19 protein-coding genes are annotated in these 21768 nt (G+C 73.6%); 14 read left to right on the forward strand and 5 right to left on the reverse strand.

Annotated elements, in window-relative coordinates; translation table 11 throughout:
• Positions 1-145: 145 nt before the first annotated feature.
• Complete coding sequence (locus ALMP_RS07930; RefSeq protein ID WP_264925531.1) at positions 146-2299, forward strand: SpoIIE family protein phosphatase; 2154 nt, start codon at positions 146-148, stop codon at positions 2297-2299.
• A 282-nt stretch (positions 2300-2581) separates the two neighbouring features.
• Here the strand turns inward: ALMP_RS07930 and ALMP_RS07935 are convergent, their stop codons facing one another.
• Positions 2582-4021, reverse strand: coding sequence for a S1 family peptidase (locus ALMP_RS07935; protein ID WP_264925532.1), 1440 nt, complete (start codon positions 4019-4021; stop codon positions 2582-2584).
• 190 nt (positions 4022-4211) lie between these two features.
• On the opposite strand from ALMP_RS07935, the gene ALMP_RS07940 reads away from it, so the two are divergent.
• The 7 genes from ALMP_RS07940 to ALMP_RS07970 all read left to right on the forward strand — a co-directional run bounded on the left by ALMP_RS07940 (position 4212) and on the right by ALMP_RS07970 (position 12774).
• Entirely contained in the window at positions 4212-4625 is a 414-nt protein-coding gene (locus tag ALMP_RS07940; RefSeq protein WP_264925533.1) for a PaaI family thioesterase, read from the forward strand.
• Positions 4626-5104: 479 nt separating this feature from the next.
• Positions 5105-5320 (forward strand): type A2 lantipeptide, encoded by a 216-nt coding sequence (locus tag ALMP_RS07945; RefSeq protein ID WP_264925534.1) that lies wholly within the window; start codon positions 5105-5107, stop codon positions 5318-5320.
• Between the two features lie 97 nt (positions 5321-5417).
• A complete protein-coding gene (locus ALMP_RS07950) occupies positions 5418-6224 on the forward strand; it encodes an HlyD family efflux transporter periplasmic adaptor subunit (RefSeq protein WP_264925535.1) in 807 nt (268 codons plus the stop codon).
• Positions 6221-8443, forward strand: a complete 2223-nt coding sequence (locus ALMP_RS07955) for an NHLP family bacteriocin export ABC transporter peptidase/permease/ATPase subunit (protein ID WP_264925536.1) — start codon at positions 6221-6223, stop codon at positions 8441-8443. The genes ALMP_RS07950 and ALMP_RS07955 overlap by 4 nt, the downstream gene beginning before the upstream one ends.
• On the forward strand, positions 8440-11256 hold the full coding sequence (locus ALMP_RS07960; protein ID WP_264925537.1) for an NHLP bacteriocin export ABC transporter permease/ATPase subunit: 2817 nt from the start codon (positions 8440-8442) through the stop codon (positions 11254-11256). Before ALMP_RS07955 ends, ALMP_RS07960 begins: the two co-directional genes overlap by 4 nt.
• Positions 11257-11521: 265 nt before the next feature.
• Complete coding sequence (locus tag ALMP_RS07965) at positions 11522-12529, forward strand: Ppx/GppA family phosphatase (RefSeq protein ID WP_264925538.1); 1008 nt, start codon at positions 11522-11524, stop codon at positions 12527-12529.
• Positions 12530-12561: 32 nt separating this feature from the next.
• A complete protein-coding gene (locus tag ALMP_RS07970; protein WP_264925539.1) occupies positions 12562-12774 on the forward strand; it encodes a hypothetical protein in 213 nt (70 codons plus the stop codon).
• Here ALMP_RS07970 and ALMP_RS07975 read toward each other — a convergent pair.
• Complete coding sequence (locus ALMP_RS07975) at positions 12764-13198, reverse strand: Lrp/AsnC family transcriptional regulator (protein ID WP_264925540.1); 435 nt, start codon at positions 13196-13198, stop codon at positions 12764-12766. The genes ALMP_RS07970 and ALMP_RS07975 overlap by 11 nt on opposite strands.
• Positions 13199-13297: 99 nt before the next feature.
• Between ALMP_RS07975 and ALMP_RS07980 the strand changes: the two genes are divergently transcribed.
• From ALMP_RS07980 to ALMP_RS08000, 5 genes are read left to right on the forward strand one after another with little or no spacing between them, the layout of a single operon-like run.
• The gene (locus ALMP_RS07980; protein WP_264925541.1) at positions 13298-14239 is read left to right on the forward strand and encodes an SMP-30/gluconolactonase/LRE family protein; all 942 of its coding nucleotides are present in this window, start codon (positions 13298-13300) and stop codon (positions 14237-14239) included.
• Positions 14236-15066, forward strand: coding sequence for an ammonia-dependent NAD(+) synthetase (gene nadE / locus ALMP_RS07985; protein ID WP_264925542.1), 831 nt, complete (start codon positions 14236-14238; stop codon positions 15064-15066). Before ALMP_RS07980 ends, nadE begins: the two co-directional genes overlap by 4 nt.
• Before the next feature lie 58 nt (positions 15067-15124).
• Positions 15125-16138, forward strand: coding sequence for an iron-containing redox enzyme family protein (locus tag ALMP_RS07990; protein WP_264925543.1), 1014 nt, complete (start codon positions 15125-15127; stop codon positions 16136-16138).
• A 12-nt stretch (positions 16139-16150) separates the two neighbouring features.
• Entirely contained in the window at positions 16151-16813 is a 663-nt protein-coding gene (locus ALMP_RS07995) for a HemK2/MTQ2 family protein methyltransferase (protein WP_264925544.1), read from the forward strand.
• Positions 16794-17012, forward strand: a complete 219-nt coding sequence (locus ALMP_RS08000) for a CDGSH iron-sulfur domain-containing protein (protein ID WP_264925545.1) — start codon at positions 16794-16796, stop codon at positions 17010-17012. The genes ALMP_RS07995 and ALMP_RS08000 overlap by 20 nt, the downstream gene beginning before the upstream one ends.
• A 135-nt stretch (positions 17013-17147) precedes the next feature.
• On the opposite strand, the gene ALMP_RS08005 is transcribed toward ALMP_RS08000, so the two are convergent.
• Positions 17148-17582 carry a protease inhibitor gene (locus tag ALMP_RS08005; protein WP_264925546.1) on the reverse strand — a complete coding sequence of 145 codons (435 nt, stop codon included), beginning with the start codon at positions 17580-17582 and terminating at the stop codon, positions 17148-17150.
• A gap of 404 nt (positions 17583-17986) precedes the next feature.
• Here ALMP_RS08005 and ALMP_RS08010 point away from each other — a divergent pair, with 404 nt between their 5' ends.
• A complete protein-coding gene (locus ALMP_RS08010) occupies positions 17987-19165 on the forward strand; it encodes an alpha-hydroxy-acid oxidizing protein (RefSeq protein ID WP_264925547.1) in 1179 nt (392 codons plus the stop codon).
• 30 nt (positions 19166-19195) lie between these two features.
• Here the strand turns inward: ALMP_RS08010 and ALMP_RS08015 are convergent, their stop codons facing one another.
• Positions 19196-20857 carry an RICIN domain-containing protein gene (locus tag ALMP_RS08015; protein WP_264925549.1) on the reverse strand — a complete coding sequence of 554 codons (1662 nt, stop codon included), beginning with the start codon at positions 20855-20857 and terminating at the stop codon, positions 19196-19198.
• A gap of 533 nt (positions 20858-21390) precedes the next feature.
• Positions 21391-21768, reverse strand: a complete 378-nt coding sequence (locus tag ALMP_RS08020; protein WP_264925550.1) for a toxin Doc — start codon at positions 21766-21768, stop codon at positions 21391-21393.

The following is a 21768-nucleotide window of genomic DNA, read 5'->3' on the forward strand; positions in this document are numbered from 1 at the left end:
CGTCCGGCGCCCGTACGCCGCGGCGCGCTTCGACTGAGGAGGCATGGTCACGGGGCGACGGGGTAGGCGGTGGCGCCGCTCGCCGTGCGCTCCGGGCCGCCAGGGGGCAGATTGGGTTCCTGGACGCGCGGGACCGGGCGAGGAGGTGGTCGCCGTGTCCGACGGACCCGGGTCCGGCCGGGCGCCGACGGCCGTCGGGGCGCCGGTCGGCCATCCGCTGCTGTCGCTGGCGCTGACCGGGATGATGGACGCCGTCGGGGCGCACTCCGGCGCCGTCTACCTGCGGGTGGGCGACGAACCGGTCCTGGACATGGCGGTGATGGCCGGGCTGCCCCGGTCGTTCGCGGCTCCCTGGGAACGGGTGGGGCTGAGCGCGCCGGTCCCGGTCGCCGATGCGGCCCGTGAGCGGCGGCTGGTGTGGGTGGGCGGCGAGGAGGACATGGCCCGCAGCTATCCGCGTATCGCCGTGGTGCTGCCCTACCCCTTCGCCCTGGCGGCGCTGCCGGTGGCGACCGAGTCGAAGGTGTACGGGGCGGTCTTCGTGACCTGGCCGGGCTCGCACCCGCCGGAGCTGTCCGACGGGGAGCGCCAGGAGCTCGAGTCGGCCTGCGAGCGGCTCGGGCGGCGGCTGGAGCGGGCGGCGGCGGAGAACCGTCCGGTGCTGCCCGAGACGGATCCGCTGGACACGGGGCCGATCGGCGCCGTCGCCGACACGCTCGGCCCGATCGAGGCGGCGCGGATGGTGGCGCGGCTGCCGTACGGGCTGTGCTCGCTGGACCTGAACGGGCGGGTGACCTTCGCCAACGCCGCCGCGACCGGTCTGCTCGGCGTCGCGGCGAGCCGGCTGCTGGGCACCCAGCTGTGGGCGTCGGTGCCCTGGCTCAACGACCCGATGTACGAGGAGCGCCACCGCGCGGCGCTGCTCAGTCAGGAGGCCACGTCGTTCGTGGCGCTGCGCCCGCCCTCCGACTGGCTGTCGTTCCGGCTGTATCCGAGCACCACCGGGATCAGTCTGCGGATCAGCCGGGCCCGGGGCGTGTCCGAGACGGGCCCGGCCCGGCCGGCGCGGGGGGACGCGCCGACCCGGCTGGTGTCGATGTCGCAGGCGCTGAGCCTGGCGGGAGCGCTCACCGAGACGGTGAGCGTGCAGGACGTGGTGCGGCTGGTGGCGACGGAGATCGCCCCGGCGGTGGGCAGTCAGGCGCTGGCCCTGCTGGGCACGCGGGTGGGCCGGCTGCGTGTCCTGGGGCACCACGGCTACCCCGATCCGCAGGTGGTGGAGCGGTGCGAGGGGATGCCGCTGACCTCGCCGACACCGGGCGCGCACGTCCTCGCGCACGGCGTGCCGGCGTTCTTCGACTCCGTCCAGCAGTTGGAGCGTCTCTACCCCGCCCGGCACGCCACCCCCGACGGCTTCGCAGCCTGGGCCTATCTGCCGCTGATCGCCTCCGGCCGTCCGGTGGGCGCGTGCGTGCTGGCCTACTCCGAGCCGCACGCCTTCTCCACCCACGAACGCGCGGTGCTCACCAGTCTGGCCGGACTGATCGCGCAGGCCCTGGACCGGGCGCTGCTGTACGACACCAAGCACCAGCTCGCGCACGGGCTCCAGGCGGCGCTGCTGCCGCCCTCGCTGCCGCCACTGCCGGGCATCGAGGCCACCGCACGCTATCTGCCGGCCACCCGGGGCATGGAGATCGGCGGCGACTTCTACGACCTGGTGCCCTCACGGCCACTGCCGGCGGCGGTCATCGGGGACGTCCAGGGGCACAACGTGACCGCGGCGGGGCTGATGGGGCAGATCCGTACCGCCGTGCGCGCGTACACGACGGTGGGCCAGGAGCCGGCGGAGGTGATGCGCAGCACCAACCGGCTGCTGATCGACCTCGGGGCCGAGCTGTTCGCCAGCTGTCTGTACCTGCGGCTGGATCCGGGGCATGGGCGCGCGGTCATGGCGCGGGCCGGGCATCCGCCGCCGCTGCTGCGCCGGCCGGACGGCCGGGTGCGTGTCCTCGACCTCGCGGGCGGCCCGCTGCTGGGCATCGACGGCGAGGCGACGTACGCCACGACGGAGGTCGGCCTCTCCCCCGGCAGTGTCCTCGCCCTGTACACGGACGGGCTGATCGAGGCGCCCGGGACGGACATCGAGGACGCCGTCACCGCACTGGGGCGGCGGCTCGGCGAGTCCGGCGACCGGCCGTTGGAGGAAGTGGCCGACGGCCTGGTGGGCTATCACGCGGCCGCGGAGGAGCGCATCGACGACGTGGCCCTGCTGCTCCTACGCGCCCACGAAGGCCCCTGACGGACCGCCGGGACGCCGGGCGTGATGCGCGGTGTCCGCCCACACACCGTCAGGCGCGGGGCAGGAAGCGCGCGGTGTCCGCCCACACACCGTCAGGCGCGGGGCGGGAGGCGCGCGGTGTCCGCCCAGACACCGTCAGGCGCCGGACAAAGGTTCCGAGCGGGAGGCACACAGCCACCCCGTACGCGCGTCGGTCCGGCCCTCCGTGCAGGAGGGCCGGACCGTTGCCGCCGTCGGCCGGAACCGCTGGTGGGCCGGCGGCGGGTCCGCGTCAGTGGGGGGTCAGTGGTTCAGCCCCGAGTTGTCCTCGGCGCCCGCGCCCGTCTGGTCCTCGGCTCCGGCGCCGGCCTTCTCGCCGCCGGCCTCTTCACCGACACCGGCTTCCTGGCCGCCGGCCACTTCGCCGACACCGGCTTCCTGACCGGCGCCGGCCTCTTCACCGGCACCCGCGCCCGCACCCGCGCCGGCCTCCTCGCCCGCGCCAGCTTCCTCACCGGCTCCGGCACCGGCCTCCTCGCCGGCGCCCGCGCCCGCTTCCTCACCGGCACCGGCTTCCCCGCCGGCGCCGGCCTCCCCGCCGCCTGCGCCCGCACCGGCCCCGGCCTCACCGAGGGTGGCGCCGACCGCCGCCAGGGCGGTGGTCACCGGCTGGAAGAAGGTCTCGCCGCCGACCGTGCAGTCCCCGCTGCCGCCCGACGTCAGACCGAGCGCGAGGCCGTCCTGGGTGAAGAGCGAGCCGCCGCTGTCGCCGGGCTCGGCGCAGACGTTGGTCTGGATGAGACCGGTGACGGTGCCCTCGGGGTAGTTCACGGTGGCGTCGAGTCCGAGGACCTGGCCGTCGGAGAGACCGGTCGTGCTGCCCATCCGGAAGACCTGCGTGCCGACCGTCGCCTCGGCGGCCTCGGTGATCTGGACCGTCTGCTGGCCGAGATTGACCTCGCTCGGGGCCTCGACCGCGGGGTCGTCGTACTTCACAAGCGCGAAGTCGCCTTCGCCCGGGAAGGTCGCCTGGTCGACGGTGCCGATCGGCGCGCCGTCCTCGGAGTCGGACCACTGCTCGGCCGCGACGCCGCAGTGACCGGCCGTCAGGAAGGCCGGGGATCCGTCGCCGGCGGTGACGTTGAAGCCGAGGGAGCAGCGCGCCCCGCCACCGAAGATGGCGTCGCCGCCGGAGGCGAAGGTCTTGAAGGTGCCGGCCGACTTCTTGATGGTCGCCATGCCCGCGCCGAGGCTCTGGACGGTGGACTCCAGCTGGTCCCACTTGCTGCCGGTGACCGTGGAGTCGGCCGTCACGAGGATCTTGTTCGTCCGGGGGTCGACCGCCCACGCGGTGCCCGGGATGGTCGCCTCGGTCTTGAGGGTCCGCGACGCCGCCTTCAGCTCGGCGGTGCTGTTCTCGACCTGGCGGACCTGCGCTCCGGCCTTCTTGGCCTGCACGATCACATTGTTGTCGTCGCCGGAGACGTTGACCACGTTGATGACGAGCTGCTGCTGCTCGGAGTCGTAGTACGAGCCGGCGAAGGCGTCACCGAGCAGGTTCTCCAGCTGCGAGGCGAGGTCCGAGGCGTCCGCCGCCTTCAGAGTCTTCGGTGCGGCCGCGGTGCTGTTGCCGCCGTCCTGCGAGGCGTTGGCGTTGGGAAGCAGGAGCGCCGCCGCTCCGAGCGCCGCCACGCCGCCTACCGCGATCGCGGCCTTACGCTTCGGAATTCGCTTGTGACTCAACTTCTCGACCTCCTGGGGGGACGGGGTCTCGTGCTGCCGTGGCCGGCAGCTCCGTACAGCGGCGCCTGGTTGCCGGTGAGTACGCACGGGGCGGGTGGTGCGTTCAACTCGGTTCGACGACTTTCTGTGCGCAATCGTGAATCGGCCATGACCGGCGTCCGGCGTGGCCGGCCGGGGAACAATCGCCCATATGACGATGACCACCGCTGAAGCCGACAAGATCCTTTCCGACAACTTCGCTCCGTGGGTGCTCGCCCTGGGCCTGTCGGTCCAGTCCCTCGGCCAGGACCGCGCGACTCTGCGTCTGCCCTGGTCACAGGCGTTGGCCCGGGAGGGCGGGGGGCTGTCGGGCCAGGCGTTGATGGCGGCGGCGGACACCGCCACCGTGATCGCCGTGTCGGCCGCCCGAGGGGCCTTCGGGCCGATGACGACGGTGCAGCAGTCCACGTCGTTCCAGCGTGCGGTGGTCGATTCCGATGTCCTGATCGAGGCGGTCCTGACCAAGCTCGGGCGCCGGATGGCGTTCGCCGACATCACGATGACGGCCGAGCGGACGGGCGAACTGGCGGCGCGGGCGAGCACGGTCTACGCCCTGCTGGGCTGACGACCCGTCGGAACACACCGATCCAGAACCTCAAGTGACCGGCCGGTAACGGTCCGTTCGGATCGGTGAGCGGAATCCCCGCTTCAGAGAATCTGCACACCGATTGCCCAAGCGGGTCACCGCGAGCCGGGGTTCTGCACAACCACGGGGCCCCGGTCACGCCATTGGGGCGGGAGTGTCGGTTTCGCCGCGACGGCGCCTTCCGCTCATCCGAGCGGATGCCGCCGGAGGTGTGAAGGAGTCATCGACAAGGCGTGGGCGTACCTGCACCGTTCAACGCTCCTGTGACGCAAGTGCCCAGGTGGGACGGGTGGTTGATTGGATGCGTCGGCGCCGGACCTGCTTTGATCCATCGCACCGCAGCGCCACGCAGGGCTCCCGTTCGGACGGGCGCCCGGTGGCCGCGGCCGCGGCCGTCATCTGTCCCCAGAGGGGGCCGCTCCCCCTTGTGAGATATCCATATGAAGGGAAGTTCCACCATGAACTCCACCCCCCAGGTTGAGACCGTCGAGATCTCCGACGCCGACCTCGACAACGTCTCCGGCGGTCTGTCCGTGAACGCCCTCGGCACCGTCACCGGCCTGGTGGACGGCGTCGCCCCGGTCTCCGGCCTGGTCGACACGGCCGTCGGCACCGTCGAGGGTGTCACCGGCCTGAACACCGCCCCGGTCACCAACCTGGTCGCCGGTCTCTGATCGCACCTGTGTGACCGCCGAGTCCCGGAGCCGCCGCCCGCGGTTCCGGGACTCGTCGATGCCGTGACGCCGCTCCTCGACCGGTGAGGGAAGTACCGTGCAGTTCCGCCAACAGGCCCTCGCCAAGCTCCAGTCACCGGAGGAACTCGACCTGCCGGTGCGTTTCGCGCGCCCGCAGGGGTGGCTGGTGCTGTCCGTGACCGTGGTCGCCCTCGCGGCCGCGTCCGTGTGGGCCGTGACCGGCTCGGTCGCCTCCACGGTGAGCGCGCCGGCCGTCCTCACCCACGGCGAGGGCAGCTACATCCTGCAGAGCCCCGCCGCGGGCCAGGTCACCGCCGTCCTCGTCAAGGAGGGGCAGCGGCTGCCCGCCGGCGCCCCCGTGCTGAACGTGCGCACGGCCGAGGGCGACACCGTGGTGCGCACGGTCGCCGCAGGCCGGATCACCGCGCTCGCCGCCACCATCGGACAGATCATCTCCACCGGCGCGAACGTCGCCGCCGTGGAGAAGGTCGCCCGCGCCGACGACCCGCTGTACGCGACGGTGTACGTCCCGGCGGAGAACGCCGCCTCCATCCCCGAGAACGCGTCCGTGGACCTGACCGTGCAGACCGTGCCGTCGCAGCGCTACGGCGTGCTGCGCGGCCATGTGAAGTCGGTCGACCGCACGGCCCAGTCGGCGCAGCAGATCGCCGCGTTCCTCGGTGACAGCCAGCTGGGCGAGCAGTTCACGAAGAAGGGCCGCCCGGTGGCCGTCCTGGTCCGCCTGGACACCTCGAAGTCGACGAAGAGCGGCTACGCGTGGTCGTCCGCGGACGGGCCGCCGTACCCGCTCACCTCCATGACCATGGCCACGGGTTCCATCCGGCTGGCCGATCAGCGTCCCGTCGATTGGCTGCTTCCGTGACGACCACGCAGGAGACCCGGGGCAGACGCCGGGCCGCACCGCCCCGGCGCACGGTTCCCAAGAGCCGGTCGAAGACCGTCCGTACCCCGACCGTGCTCCAGATGGAGGCGGTGGAGTGCGGCGCCGCCTCCCTCGCCATGGTCCTCGGCCACTACGGCCGGCACGTCCCGCTGGAGGAGCTGCGCATCGCGTGCGGCGTGTCCCGCGACGGTTCCCGCGCGAGCAACCTGCTGAAGGCAGCCCGCAGCTACGGACTGACCGCCAAGGGCATGCAGATGGACCTGGCGGCCCTCGCCGAGGTGAAGGCCCCCGCGATCCTCTTCTGGGAGTTCAACCACTACGTCGTCTACGACGGCATGGGCCGCCGCTTCGGCCGGCGCGGGGTGTTCGTCAACGACCCCGGCAAGGGCCGCCGTTTCGTGCCGATGGAGGACTTCGACGGCAGCTTCACCGGTGTGGTGCTGGTCCTCGAACCGGGTGAGGGCTTCGAGGGGGGCGGGCGCCGGCCGGGTGTGCTGGGCGCGATGCCGGCCCGGCTGCGCGGCACCGCGGGCACCCTGCCGGCCGCGGTGCTGGCGAGCCTGCTGCTGGTCCTGGTGGGCGCGGCCGTTCCGGCGCTGAGCCGCACCTACATCGACATGTTCCTGATCGGCGGCCAGACCTCGCTGCTGGACGTGCTGTTCGCGTCCATGGGTGCCTGCGTGCTGCTCACCCTCGCCCTGACCTGGCTCCAGCAGGCCAACCTCCATCACGGCCGGATCATCTCCTCCACCCTGTCCAGCGCCCGCTTCCTGCGCCATCTGCTGCGGCTGCCGGTGACCTTCTTCTCCCAGCGCAGCCCGGCCGACCTGGTGCAGCGCCTCCAGTCCAACGACGCCGTGGCCGAGACCCTGGCCCGCGACCTCGCCTCGGCGGGCGTGGACGCGGTGGTCGTCGTGCTGTACGCGGTCCTCCTCTACACCTACGACCCGCAGCTGACGTTCGTCGGCATCGGCGTGGCCCTGCTGAACATCGTCGCCATGCGGATCGTGATCCGGCTGCGCGCGACGCGTACGGCGAAGCTGCGGGCGGACAACGCACGGCTGACCAACACCGCCTACACCGGGCTCCAGCTGATCGAGACGATGAAGGCGACCGGCGGCGAGGACGGCTACTTCCGCAAGTGGGCCGGGCAGCACGCGACCACGCTGGAGGAGCAGCAGCGGCTCGGTGTGCCGAGCGCCTGGCTGGGCGTCGTCGCGCCGACGCTCGCCACGGTCAACAGCGCGCTGATCCTGTGGATCGGCGGGATGCGGGCCATCGAGGGCCATGTCTCGGTGGGCCTGCTGGTCGCCTTCCAGGCGCTGGTCACCCGTTTCACCGCTCCGCTGACCCGCCTCAACGGTGTCGCGGGGCGCATCCAGGACTTCGCGGCGGACGTGGCCCGGCTGAAGGACGTGGAGAACTTCCGTGCCGACCCGCTCTACGACCGCCGTACCGGCGCCGACTCCACCCGCCGGCTGCACGGCCACGTCGAGCTGGAGAACATCACCTTCGGCTACAGCCCGCTGGACAAGCCGCTGCTGACGGGCTTCGACCTGACCGTCGGACCGGGGCGGCAGGTGGCGCTGGTCGGCGGCTCGGGCAGCGGCAAGTCCACGGTCTCCCGGCTGATCTCCGGCCTGTACACACCGTGGGAGGGCGTGATCCGCATCGACGGGCAGCGCCTGGAGGACATCCCGCGCGGGGCGCTGGCGGCCTCGGTCTCCTTCGTCGACCAGGAGGTGTTCCTCTTCGAAGGCACGGTCCGCGACAACGTGGCGCTGTGGGACCCGTCGATCCCCGACGACGCGGTGGTGGACGCGCTGCGCGACGCGGCGCTGTACGACGTCGTGATGCGCCGGCCGGGCGGCATCCACAGCAAGGTGGAGCAGGACGGGCGCAACTTCTCCGGAGGGCAGCGCCAACGCCTGGAGATCGCCCGGGCGCTGGTGCGCCGGCCCAGCATCCTCGTGCTGGACGAGGTGACCAGCGCGCTGGACGCGGAGACCGAGCTGGTCGTCATGGACAACCTGCGCCGGCGCGGCTGCGCGTGCGTGGTGATCGCCCACCGGCTGAGCACGGTCCGCGACAGCGACGAGATCGTCGTCCTCCAGCACGGCACGGTCGTGGAGCGGGGGCGGCACGAGGACCTCGTGGTGCGCGGCGGTGCGTACGCGGCGCTGGTCAGGGAGCGGTGACGGCCATGCACGACGGTGATCTCGTCCTCGGCGCGCTCGGGCGGTCGGGCGCGCGCCTGGACTGCGCGGGCTTCAGCCGGCTGGACCTGGAGGGCCCGCAGGTGCTGTGGCTGGTCGCGGCCGGCGCGCTGGACCTGTTCGCGGTGGACGCCGGACAGCAGGGCCACTGGCACCACCTGGGCCGGCTGGAGGCGGGCTCGCTGCTGCTCGGCCCGGTCACCGGACCCCAGCACACCCTCGTCGCCCGCCCGTTGCGCGACTGCGTGGTGCACCGGATCAACCTGCGCGAGCTGTACCAGCCCGCGCACACCCAGACCTGGTCCTACGACGAGTACGGCAACCCCCAGTACGTACCGCCGACGTCGAGCCCGCTGGAGTACGCGCTGGCCCTCGGGGTCGGCCGCGGTCTGTCGGTGCTCTTCCAGGCGCCGATGGCCTCCGAGGGGCCGGCCGAGGTCACCGACGACGACGTGTTCTGGATGCAGGTGCCGCCCGGCAGCGTCCAGTACGGCTCGCTGTACGGCGCGGAGGCCGCCGCCGACCTGCTGATGGACCCCGCGGTGTGGCAGTCGATGGTCGACCAGCAGTACCGGCTGCTGACCACGCTGGACCGCTGGATCGAGCAGCTGGAGCGCACCCACGAGACGCGTACGGCCGCCGGGATCAAGGCCGGTGAGGCGGTGCGGGCGCAGGCCGACCGGACACTCCTCGCCTCGATCGGCAAGCGGTCGGACAAGCGCGCGACGGCCGCGGACGCGGACGCCACCTTCGCCGCGTGCCGTCTGGTCGCCCGGGCCGCCGGGATCGCCCTCGCCGAGCCCGCCCAGATGGGGGCGGGCAGCGACCGTCTCGACCCGGTCGAGCGGGTCGCCCTCGCCTCCCGGGTGCGCACCCGGGCCGTCCGGCTGGACGGGCGGTGGTGGCGGGACGACGTCGGCCCGTTGGTGGGGCACCGGGCCCTGTCGGGGGCGCCGGTCGCGCTGTTGTGGCGGCGCGGCGGCTATGTCGCCGTCCATCCCGCGACCGGGCGGGAGACGCCGGTGGAGAAGGCCAACGCGGAGGAGTTCGAGCCGCGGGCCGTGATGTTCTACCGGCCGCTGCCCGAGCGGCGGCTCGGCCCGCTGGGGCTGCTGCGGTTCAGCATGCGCGGCACCGGCGGCGATGTGACGAAGCTGCTGCTCAGCGGGCTGGTCACGGTGGCGATCGGCGCGCTGGTGCCGATCGCCACGGGCAAGGTGCTCGGCGAGTACGTGCCCAGGGCCCAGGAGGACCTGATCGTGCAGGTCTGTCTGGCGGTGATGGTCACCAGCGTGGTGGCGGCGGCGTTCCTGCTGTTGCAGAACCTGACCATCCTGCGCCTGGAGGGCCGGATCGAGGCGACGCTCCAGCCGGCCGTGTGGGACCGGCTGCTCAGGCTGCCGACGAAGTTCTTCGCCGAGCGCTCGACCGGTGAACTGGCCAGCGCGGCCATGGGCATCAGCGCGATCCGCCGGCTGCTGGCGGGGCTCGGCCCGTCGGTGGCGCAGTCGGTGACGATCGGCGCCATGAACCTGGGGCTGCTGCTGTGGTACAGCGTGCCACTGGCGCTCGCGGCGATCGGGATGCTGGTCGTCATCGCCGGTGTGTTCCTGGCGCTCGGCCTGTGGCAGGTGCGCTGGCAGCGACGGCTGGTGGTGCTGAGCAACAAGCTGAACAACCAGGCGTTCCAGACGCTGCGCGGCCTGCCGAAGCTGCGGGTGGCGGCCGCCGAGAACTACGCGTACGCGGCCTGGGCCGACCGGTTCGCGCGCAGCCGCGAGCTCCAGCAGCGGCTCGGCCGGATCAAGAACCTCAACGCGGTGCTCGGCGCGGTGTACCTGCCGTTGTGCTCGCTGCTGATGTTCATGCTGCTGGCCGGTCCGGCGCGCGGCGCGCTGTCGGCGGCGGACTTCCTCACCTTCAACACCTCCATGACGATGCTGCTGACCTCGGTGACCTCGTTGACCGGCGCGTTCGTGTCGGCGGTGGCGGCGCTGCCGTTGTTCGAGGAGATCCGGCCGGTGCTGGAGGCGACCCCCGAGGTGCGTACGGCGAGCACCCGGCCGGGGCCGCTGTCCGGGGCGGTGGAGGCCCGCCGGCTGTCGTTCCGTTACTCCGACGACGGTCCGCTCGTGCTGGACGACGTGTCGTTCGAGGTGCGGCCGGGTGAGTTCGTGGCGGTCGTCGGGCCGAGCGGCTGCGGCAAGTCCACCCTGCTGCGCCTGCTCATCGGCTTCGACCGCCCGCTGTCCGGCAGCGTCCTGTACGACGGCCAGGATCTGGCGGCCCTCGACCAGGCCGCCGTGCGCCGGCAGTGCGGTGTCGTGCTCCAGCACGCGCAGCCGTTCACCGGCTCGATCCTGGACGTCGTCTGCGGCACCGAGTCGTACACGCCGGAGGAGGCGATGGCGGCGGCCGAGATGGCGGGGCTCGCCGAGGACATCAAGCGGATGCCGATGGGGCTGCACACGATCGTCTCCGGCAGCGGATCGGTCTCGGGCGGGCAGCGTCAGCGCCTGATGATCGCCCAGGCGCTGATCCGCCGTCCCCGCATCCTCTTCTTCGACGAGGCGACCAGCGCCCTCGACAACGAGACGCAGCGCACGGTCATCGAGAGCACCCGCAAGCTCAACGCCACCCGGATCGTGATCGCCCACCGTCTGTCGACGGTGATGGACGCCGACCGGGTGGTGGTGATGGAGAACGGCAGGGTCGCCGAGCAGGGCCCGCCCGCGCGGCTGCTGGCGGACACCGGCGGGCGGCTGCACGAGCTGGTGCGACGGCAGCTGGCGTGACACGCACCCGCCCGGCCGTCCCGCAGCGGCGCCCTCCCCCGGCGACGCCACCCGGTGCGCCGGGCTCCGCCGCGGACCTTCGCCCGGGCTCGGCCCGGCGAAAGTCCGCCGTTTTTCGTGGCGGCGTTTCGTGGGCGGACCGGCCCGCGGCGCGGCGGCGGCACGGGTGAGGAGCGCGCCCGGACGCCGCTGCGGGGGGCCGGCGCATGGCCGAGACGCGCCCTGTCGGCGGGCATGACGGCACGCGTCTGGGTACTCGCCCGCCATGAGAGTCAGCGTGCTGGACGTGGGATCGAACACGGTGCGGCTGGTGGTGGCGGACGCGCAGGACGGGGTGCCGCTGCCGGTGCACACCGCGAAGTGGCGGCTGAGGCTGTCCGCACAGATCAAGCCCGGTGAGCCCATCCCCGAGGAGGCCGTCGAGCGGCTCGTCGACGCGGTCGCCGCGGCGGGCCGGACGGCGACGCGGTGGGGGGCGACGAGCCCGTTGGCCTTCGCGACGGCGATGGTGCGCAACGCGCCCAACCGTCAGGAGGTGCTGCGCACGGTGCGCTCGCGCACCGGCGTGCCGCTGAGCACCCTGCCGGGCGAGGTGGAGGCCGAGCTGACCTTCCTGGGGGCGCGGCGCTGGATGGGCTGGCGGTCGGGGCCGCTGGCGCTCATGGACATCGGGGGCGGCTCCTTCGAGGTGGCGTTCGGGCGGGGCCGGCTGCCGGACTTCGTGGCCTCGCTGCCGCTCGGCGCCGGCCGGCTCACCCACGAGTTCTTCGCGGACCAGGACCCGCCTCCCCCGGAGCTGGTCAGGGCGCTGCGCCGCAAGGTCCGCCACCAGCTGCGGGACGTGGCGGCGCGGATCCGCTGGGAGGGGCCGCGCACGGCGGTGGTCACCTCCCGCACGTTCCAGCAGCTCGGCCGGCTGTGCGGGGCGCCGCCCGGCCGTGAGGGTCCCTTCGTCGCACGCACGCTGACCTGCCGCGACCTGGGTGAGGCCATTCCGCGGCTGGCGGTGCTGCCCGCGGCCGAGCGCGCCCGGCTGCCCGGCATCTCCGCGCCGCGCGCCGCGCAGAGCCTGGCCGGCGCGGTGGTCGGCCACACGGCGATGAAGCTCATCGGGCTGAAGACGGTCACGGTCTGCCCGTGGGCGATCCGCGAGGGGGTGCTGCTGCGCCACATCGAGGACGGCGCGTCCTGGTGGGCGGAGGTCACCCGGCTCGCCGAGGAGGAGGCTCCGCCCGGCCCGGTCCCCCTGCGCATCGCCTCCGCCCAGCACTGATGTGATCCACACGGCGAGAGAGGACGTCCCCCGTGCCCGACACGCCCGAGCAGCCCGAGAACCACCCCGGCTCCGCCCTCGAGGAGGTGCTCCGCGAGATCGAGGAGGCCGAGCGCCGCACCACCGACCACCACCACGACGACCACGACGGCGAGGCCGCCGAGGCGATCACCCCCAACCCGCGCGCCCAGGAGGACTCGCGGGAGAAATCCGAGGGAGGGCCGCGGGGCAGGGCTACGGAGTGACGGGACGCTCGAAGAAGGTCTCGAGCACCACGGTGGCCTGGGTGCCGCTGACCCCTTCGATGGCGTAGACACGTCGCAGCACGTCCTGGAGCTGCTGCGTCGTGGCGGTCCTGACCTTGAGCAGGACGGAGGCGCTGCCGGCGATGACATGCGCCTCCTGGATCTCCGGGACGGCGGCGAACCGCTCGCCCGAGTCGCCCACCCACCGGGTGGACTCCACCATGACGAAGGCGAGCACGCCCCGGCCGATCGCCGCGGGGTCGACGTCGACGGTCGTCCGGCGGATGACGCCCCGCTCGCGCAGCTTGCGCACGCGTTCATGGGTCGCCCCCGCGGACAGTCCGACGGCCTGCCCCAGCGCCGCGTACGAGCGTGAGGCGTCCTCCTGGAGGAGGGCCAGCAACTGCCGATCGACGTCGTCCAACGGATCTCCTTCGGTGAAGAGCTTGATCTGCCGAATCTCATTCTGCATAGTTTCGTTTCGTCAGATCAACATCCGATTCCGAGGGTGAGGGTGGCGGGCATGCCCGGCGAGCGAGACCAGTTGTACGAGATCCTCGATGAGCGCTTCCGCCCGTGCGGTGCGGGCGACTCCGCGCTGGAGACCCTCTACGAGGGCTGCCGCTGGGCCGAGGGTCCCCTCTACGTCCCGGCCGGCCGGTACCTGCTGTGGAGCGACATCCCCAACGACCGGCTGCTGCGCTGGGACGAGACCACCGGGACGGTCGGCGTGTTCCGCTCACCCGCCGGTCACCCCAACGGCAACACCCTGGACGGGCAGGGCCGCCTGATCACCTGTGAGCAGGGGAACCGGCGCGTCACCCGCACCGAGCACGACGGCTCGATCACGGTCCTCGCCGACCGCTTCGAGGGCAGGCGACTCAACAGCCCGAACGACGCCGCCGTGAAGTCCGACGGCTCGATCTGGTTCTCCGACCCCGACTTCGGCATCACCAGCGACTACGAGGGCCACCGCGCCGAGAGCGAGATCGGCGCCTGCAACGTCTACCGCGTGGACCCCGGCAGCGGCGAGGTACGGCTGGTCGCCGACGGCTTCCGCGGCCCCAACGGACTCGTCTTCTCCGCCGACGAACGGCGGCTGTACGTCTCGGACAGCCGGGCCAACCACATCCGCGTCTTCGACGTCCACGACGACGGCACCCTCAGCGGCGGCGAGGTCTTCGCCGAGTGCGGGAACGGCAACTTCGACAACATCCGCTTCGACGACGACGGGCGGCTGTGGGCCGCCGCCCTGGACGGCGGCGTGCACTGCTACGACCCCGACGGCACGCTGCTGGGCCGCCTCCTGGTCCCCGGCAGGTCCGCCAACATCCGCTTCGGCGGCGCCAAGCGCAACCGCCTGTTCATCGCCGCCGACACCACGCTGTACTCCGTCGTCCTGTCCGTCACCGGCACCCCGCCGCTGCCCGCCCCGCCGGCCGGCCCGGCGAAGGAGCGGCCGTGACCGGCCCGGCGTCCACGTCCCTGCGGCAGGAGATCGCCCGGGACCTCGGAGTGAGCGCGGTCTTCGACGCACGGGAGGAGATCGAGCGCCGGGTGGCCTTCCTCGCCGGCCGGCTGACCGCCACGGACCGCCGCTCGCTGGTGCTGGGCATCAGCGGCGGTGTGGACTCCCTCACCGCCGGCCGGCTGTGCCAACTCGCGGTGGAACGGGTGCGCGCCGCCGGGCAGGCCGCGGAGTTCCTCGCGATGCGGCTGCCGTACGGTGTCCAGGCCGACGAGCAGGACGCCCGGCTGGCACTGGAGTTCATCCGACCCGACCGCGTGCTGACGGTCGATGTGCGGCCCGCCAGTGACGCGGCGCTGGCGGCGGTGCTGGCCGCCGGCACGGTCTTCCGCGACGCCCGTCACGAGGACTTCACGCACGGCAACATCAAGGCCCGGCAGCGCATGATCGCCCAGTACGCCGTGGCCGGCGCGCACGACGGCCTGGTGGTGGGCACCGACCACGCCGCCGAGGCGGTCTCCGGTTTCTTCACCAAGTTCGGCGACGGCGCCGCCGACGTGGTGCCGCTCAGCGGCCTCACCAAACGGCGCGTACGTGCCGTCGCGCGGGCCCTGGGCGCGCCGGACGCGCTGGTGACGAAGACCCCGACGGCGGACCTGGAGTCACTGGACCCGGGCAGGCCCGACGAGGAGGCGCTCGGCGTCACCTACGACGACATCGACGACCTCCTGGAGGGCAAGCCGGTCGGCGAGGCCGCCCTGGCCGCCGTCGTCCGCCGCTACCGGCTCACCGAGCACAAGCGCCGGCTGCCGATCGCCCCCTGAGCCGGCCCCGCCGCGTCCGCCGTGCGGTGCCCGGCCGGCTCCGGGGTACCCGGCCCCCATGGCACACCACCTGGAAGGACCCCGTCCGCCGGCCGCCCGGGGCCCGCTCTCCGCGGGCGTCCTGGACCACCTGCTGGGCACCGGCCCCCTGCCGGACGCCGAGGCGGTCGGGGGCGCCCCGGTCGACGGCGACGATCTCCAGCTCGCCCTCTACGTCTGCTACGAACTGCACTACCGGGGCTTCGCCGGCGTCGACCCCGACCGGGAGTGGGACCCCGACCTGCTGCGCACCCGTGCCGCTCTGGAGCGGCGCTTCCTGACCGCCCTGCGCGCGCGGACCCCGGTGTGCGACAGCGTCGAGGACGCGCTCGCGGAGCTGCTCGTCGAGCCGGTCGAGGGAACCGGCGTCACCCACTTCCTGCGCGACGAGGGCGAGTTGTGGCAGCTGCGCGAGTACGCGGCGCAGCGCTCCCTGTACCACCTGAAGGAGGCCGACCCGCACGCCTGGGTGCTGCCGCGGCTGTGGGGCCGGGCCAAGGCGGCCATGGCGGCGGTGGAGTTCGACGAGTACGGCGGCGGCCGCCCGGACCGCGTCCACGCGCGCCTGTTCGCGGACCTGATGACCGACCTGGGCCTGGACACGACCTACGGCCGCTATCTCGACGCGGCGTGCGCGCAGACGCTGGCCACGGTCAACCTCATGTCCCTGCTCGGTCTGCACCGCTCGCTGCGGGGCGCTCTCGTCGGGCACTTCGCCGCGGTGGAGATCACCTCCTCGCCCGGCTCCCGGCGGCTGGCCGAGGCAATGCGCCGCACCGGCGCCGGCCTCGCCGCCGCGTACTTCTACGACGAGCACGTCGAAGCCGACGCGGTCCATGAGCAGGTCGTCCGCCACGACGTCATCGGCGGGCTGCTGGAGGAGGAGCCGTGGCTGGCCCCCGACATCGCCTTCGGCATCGGCGTCACCGGTCTGCTGGAGGACCGTCTCGCCGCACGCCTGCTCGACGACTGGCGGGCGGGGCGCTCCTCGCTGCGCGCCCCCCTTCCCGCTGAGGTGGCCCATACATCCTGAGCACCGGGGTACTTGGTCGCCGTGAATCCGCTGGTCATTCCGGGCGTCTACGCCCCTCAGGAGGACACCGGCCTGCTGGCCGGGGCGCTGTCCGAAGAACCTCTCGCGCCGGGCGCCGACGTCCTCGACGTGGGCACCGGCTGCGGGGCGCTGGCCCTGGCGGCGGCGCGCCGCGCCACCCGCGTCACCGCGGTCGACGTGTCCTGGCGGGCGGTGTGCGCCACCCGCTGGAACGCCCTGCGGGCGGGGCTGCCGGTGCGGGTGCGGCACGGCAATCTCTTCGACCCCGTGGACGGCCGGTCCTTCGACCTCATCCTGACCAACCCGCCGTACGTGCCGGCGCCCGCCGGCGACCAGGTGCCGCGCGGCACGGCCAGGGCCTGGGACGCGGGCGGCGACGGCCGGCTGGTCGTCGACCGGATCTGCCGGGAGGCGCCCGCGCTGCTGCGGCCCGGCGGTGTGCTGCTGATGGTGCACTCGGCGCTCAGCGACCCGGACCGCACGCTCGCGCAGCTGCGCGCGGCCGGCCTGAAGGCCTCCGTCACCCGGCGCCGTCGCATCCCCTTCGGGCCGGTGCTGCGCTCCCGGAAGGAGTGGCTGCGCGGGCGGGGCCTGCTGTCCGACGACGAGAACTCCGAGGAACTGGTGGTCGTCCGTGCCGAACTCCCCAGCTGACCGGCCCCGCAGGATCACCCTCCGGCGGCGGGGCCCGCTGCTCGTCGAGGGCCCGGTGGAAGTGGAGCTGGAGGACGGCTCCACCGTCGTCTCCGACCGCTTCCGGGTCGCCCTGTGCACCTGCCGCCGCAGTCGTCGCTACCCGTGGTGCGACACCAGCCATCGTGACCGGACCCGGGAGAAGCCGGAGTCCGGATGATCCCAGGGGCCGGCGGGCGGCCCCACTCCGCCCGTCCGGCCCCTGGTGCGAGATCGCGGTGGTCCCGTGTCAGTGGCCCGTACTCCCCACGTCACGAGCCTCTCGCGGCGTCCACGTGGCCACGCGATCCCGGTCTCAGAACGTGAAGAGGCTGCTCCCGGAGGAGTTCTTCACGCACTCGTTGGCGAAGGTGCGTTCGTAGGAGACGCGCTTGCCCTGCCACACGCCGTCGACCGTGACGACCACCGGGTCGTACTCCCGGGTGCACATACCGCCGCCGGTGCCCGCCAGCAGCTCGAAGTCGCCGTCCGCGGCGCGCAGTTCGGCGCAGGCGAGGGCGGCGGCGGGGTGGCTTCCGGAGGGCCGCGGCGCGCAGGTGAGGGTGACGGCGCGGGCCGGGCCGGCGACGGCGGCGCTCTCTCCGTGGCCCAGTGTCAGCACCAGGGCGGACGGGGCGTAGAGGGAGGCCGGGGCGGCGGCCGGGGCGGCGAGCGCGGGCCCCGCGAGGGGTCCGCAGACGGCGGCGGCCGTGAGGCCGAGGGTCGCTGCCCAGCGCGCGGTGTTCCGCATTGTGTGCATCCTTCCGCTCGATTCGAGGGTGTGCCGGCCCGGCCCTGTGGGTGCCGGACGCGGCGAGCGCGAGTCTGCCGAGTCCGCAGCCGAAACTCACATCGACCCCATGGGTTTCAGTAACCTTGCGTGTTGAAGCAGTGGCGTGAAGTCACGGAATTCGAACGTTCCAAGTCCGTAAGCAAGCGCTTCATGATCGCTCGGTGCGCCGAAGTGACCGGATTCCATAGCTTCGGCAATCGTCCGGAAACATTCCGCTTCCGCTTCCGCTTGCCCCCGGCCGCACCCCCGCCGGACCTCTCCCGTTCACCCGCGCGGGGTCGCGAGCGGCCGTCGGGGCGGGTGTCGACGCCGGTATCGTCGCGGGCGGCGCGTGCTCGACGACGACAGGCGGGGTGGGACGGATGGCGAAGCACTGGGCGGACTTCCAGTACGAGATCTATCTGAACGGGATGAACGGCGCGGTCCCCCGGCTGCCCACCGACCTGACCCGGCTGGAGGAGCTGACCGAGCGGCGGCTCGGTCCGGGGCCGGTCGGGTACGTGGCGGGCGGCGCGGGCGACGGCGGCACGGCGCGGGCCAACCGGGCGGCGCTGCTGCGGCGGCGGATCGTGCCGCGGATGCTGCGGGACGTGCGCGAGCGGGATCTGTCGGTCGAGGTGCTCGGCCGCCCGTTGCCCGCCCCGCTGGCACTGGCGCCGGTCGGCGTGCTGTCGATCGTGCACCCGGAGGCCGAGACCGCCGCGGCCCGGGCCGCCGCCGCGCAGGGGGTGCCGTTCGTCCTGTCGTCGGCGTCCAGCACACCGATCGAGCAGGTGGCCGAGGCGATGGGGGACGCGGAGCGGTGGTTCCAGCTGTACTGGTCCAAGGACCGCGAGGTGACCCGCAGCTTCCTGGGCCGGGCGAGGGCGGCGGGTTTCACGGTGCTCGTGGTCACCCTGGACACCCCGCTGCTGGCGTGGCGGCCGCGCGACCTCGACCAGGCGTACCTGCCGTTCCTGCACGGCGTGGGCACCGCCAACTACTTCACCGACCCGGCTTTCCTGGCGGGCCTGGCCAAGCCGGTGCACGAGGACCCGAACGCGGCCGTGCTGCGGTTCGTCGGCCTGTTCGCCGACCCCGGCAAGACCTGGCCGGACCTGGCGTTCCTGCGGGAACACTGGGACGGGCCGATCGTCCTGAAGGGCGTCCTGCACCCGGACGACGCCCGGCTGGCCGCCGACGCCGGGATGGACGGTGTGGTCGTCTCCAACCACGGCGGCCGGCAGGTGGCCGGCTCGATCGCCGCCGCCGACGCGCTGCCCGGGGTCGTGGCGGCGGTCGGCGACCGGCTGACCGTGCTGTTCGACAGCGGGGTGCGCACCGGCGACGACGCCTTCAAGGCCCTCGCCCTGGGCGCCCGGGCCGTCCTGCTGGGCCGTCCCTACGTCTACGGCCTCGCCCTGGACGGACAGCCCGGGGTGGAGCATGTGATCCGCTGCCTCCTGGCCGAGCTCGACCTCACCCTCGCCCTCTCCGGCCACGCCACCCCGGCCACCGTCGGCCCGGCCGACCTCGTCGAACAGTCCGGCCCCGGCTGGTGACCGGCCCTCGGGCCGGCCGGCCGCGGACGCTCAGGCCCGGCGCTCCGCCAGGTCCACGGGCCGCGCCGGCGGAGCCTCCGTGCCCGTGATCGACAGGGAACCCGGACTGGCCACGGCCGTCTCCGGCAGCCAGCGCTGACCGGTGGAGTGGTCACGGACCTTGACGACGACGTCGGCGCCGGGTTCCTGCCCGGCGGAGGCCAGGGCGAGCGCCTCGTCCCAGCGGGGCAGCAGCTCGCCCTGGACGGTGAGGTCGTAGCGGACGTCGTCGGCGCGGGTGTCGGCGGAGTCGGCGCAGGCGCCCATGATGACCACGCCGGCGTCCGCGTGGGAGTCCACGCACAGCTCGGGGGCGGCCGCGCTGCGCAGCCGGCCGTCGTCCTCGTACGTCCACCGCTGGCTCGGTTCGGTCGAGCAGTCCGCCAGTTCGACGGCGGCCCCGGCCCTCGCCCCGCCGCGGATGTCCAGGCACAGGTCGGCGGCGGCGTTGCGCAGCCGGGCCTCGCGGAGCGTGGCGGGCACGGGGGCGGTGCCCGGTGACGAGGGGGCCGCGCTGGGCCGGCCGCCCTGGGAGTCGGCGCCGGACGCCACACCGCCGCCGGTGGTGCTGCTCGTGGCGGCGGCCGGGTCGGCGCCCCCGTCGTCGGGCCAGAGGCCGGCGGCGAGGAGGGTGGTGAGCAGACCGGCCGAGGCGAGGCCGACGCCCTTGAACAGGGTCCGCTGCGCGGCGGGGCCGCCGTCCTGTCCGCGACGGCGGGGCGAGGGTATGCGCGCCAGCAGGGTGGCGCGCCTGTCCCGCGCCCGGCGGCCGCGGTGCCGGGCGGAGCCGCGCAGCCGGACCGGCTGCTGCCGGACCCGCCCGGGGCGGGACTCGACGTAGCGGCGGGCGCCCCAGCCGAGCACGGCTTCCGCGAGCAGTACGCCCAAGTCACCCTCGAAGTGGCCGAGTTGTTCGGCGGCGGCCCGGCAGTAGCGGCAGGCGTCCAGGTGCTGACGGACGTCGGGCAGCAGGTCGCCGCCGCGTCGCATGGGCACGTCGAGGAGGCGGTTGTAGAAGCGGCAGTCCTTGCTGGGGGCGAGTTCCCGGTGGGCGCGCACACAGCCCTCGCGGAGCTTCTCCCGGGCCTGTTCGTGGGCGGCCGTCACGGTCTCGGGGTCCATGCCGAGCAGACCGGCGGCGACGGTGATCGGCTCGGCCTCGACCTCGACGTGCCACAGCACGCAGCGGGCGACCGGCGGCAGGTTCTGGAAGGAGCGTTCGGTGAGGACCCGGTTGTCGGGGGTCATGGACTTCGCGGTCCGCATGCCCCGGGCACCCGCCGGTTTGCGCAGGTCCGGCAGCACCCCGGACAGTTGCTCGTCGGCGGCCCACAGCCGGACCGTGTCCCGCACGGTCACCAGCAGCCGGGGGCGCAGCGCGGTCCCCGGCTCGCCCAGCTTCAGCCGGTCGAGGACCTGGTGGAAGGCGGCCGTGGTGACCATGGCGGCGGACGCGGCGCTCGTGGTGGAGGCGAGGCAGACGGCCGCGTACTCCTGCACGGGCCGCCAGTGGCGTGCGATGAGCAGGGCGGTGGACTGGGCGACCTCGGTGTCCGTCCCGCCGCGCGTCCCGGCGGCGAGGGCCTCGTCGGATTCCCCGGGCCCCTGGCCGGGCGGGGGGTAGGGCGGGCGAGGGGGGTGCGAGGTCGGCACTGGGCGGCTTCCTTCGGTACGTACCTGTCCGGCGCGGCGGGGAGTGCGCATTCGCCTCCGCCGGCGAACACAGCGGGCCCCGGCCCCGGCCCCCCGCACGAGTGGTTCACCATTGCACAACTGAGTCGCGCACAACAAGCCGCCCGGACATCCCGGACCTTGTTGAAAGAAAGTCGACAGCGCGAGCCCGATTCGCCCCGCACACAACGGATTTGCTCTTCCCGCGCGCCCCGTGTGAACCACGCGCACACGACGGCGCGGCGCGCACGCTCCCCGGGCACCGGGCGCCGTAGTGGACTGGTCCCGGCCCTTCCTCTCACGAGGCCCCGCGCGGGACGGCGGCTCTCCCCCGCGAAACGGCCGCCGGCCCTGTTCCTCCCGCCCTCGGCCGGCGGCCCGGAAGGCCGCTCCGGGCGAGCGCCGCCCGAGGGCGCCTCCCCCGGACCCCACCGCCGGCCGCGGGCCTGACCCCCCGCACGCTCCTAGAGATCTCTTCCGGACCCTGCCGCCGGTCGTCGCGCGTCCCGGGCGTCCTAGATCTGCCAGGAACGCAACCGGTCGGCGGCGCCGTAGACGTCGGTCTTGGCGTCGAGGAGGTCGCGGGCCAGGTCGACGAGGGCACCGTAGGGCGGGTCGATGCCGACGCCGCTGACGAACATGTACGCCACCGCCGTGGCGCAGGCGAAGCGGGCGTTGGCCGACGGCAGGGGCCGCAGCAGGGTGAGGGTGTGCAGCAGGGCGGCCGCCCGCCAGGCCGGGTCGGAGTCCACGCCCAGGCGCGGCGGATCGACCCGGTGCCGGGCGACGGCGGCGACCAGCGCCGAGAAGTCATTGATGGTCGGCTGGTCCGGCAGGACCTCTTCGTGGCGCTGGAGCAGCCAGGGCACGTCGATGTGGATGACGGGTGTCAT

The sequence above is a fragment of the Streptomyces sp. A012304 genome, assembly GCF_026008495.1.
Classification (GTDB): Bacteria; Actinomycetota; Actinomycetes; order Streptomycetales; family Streptomycetaceae; genus Streptomyces.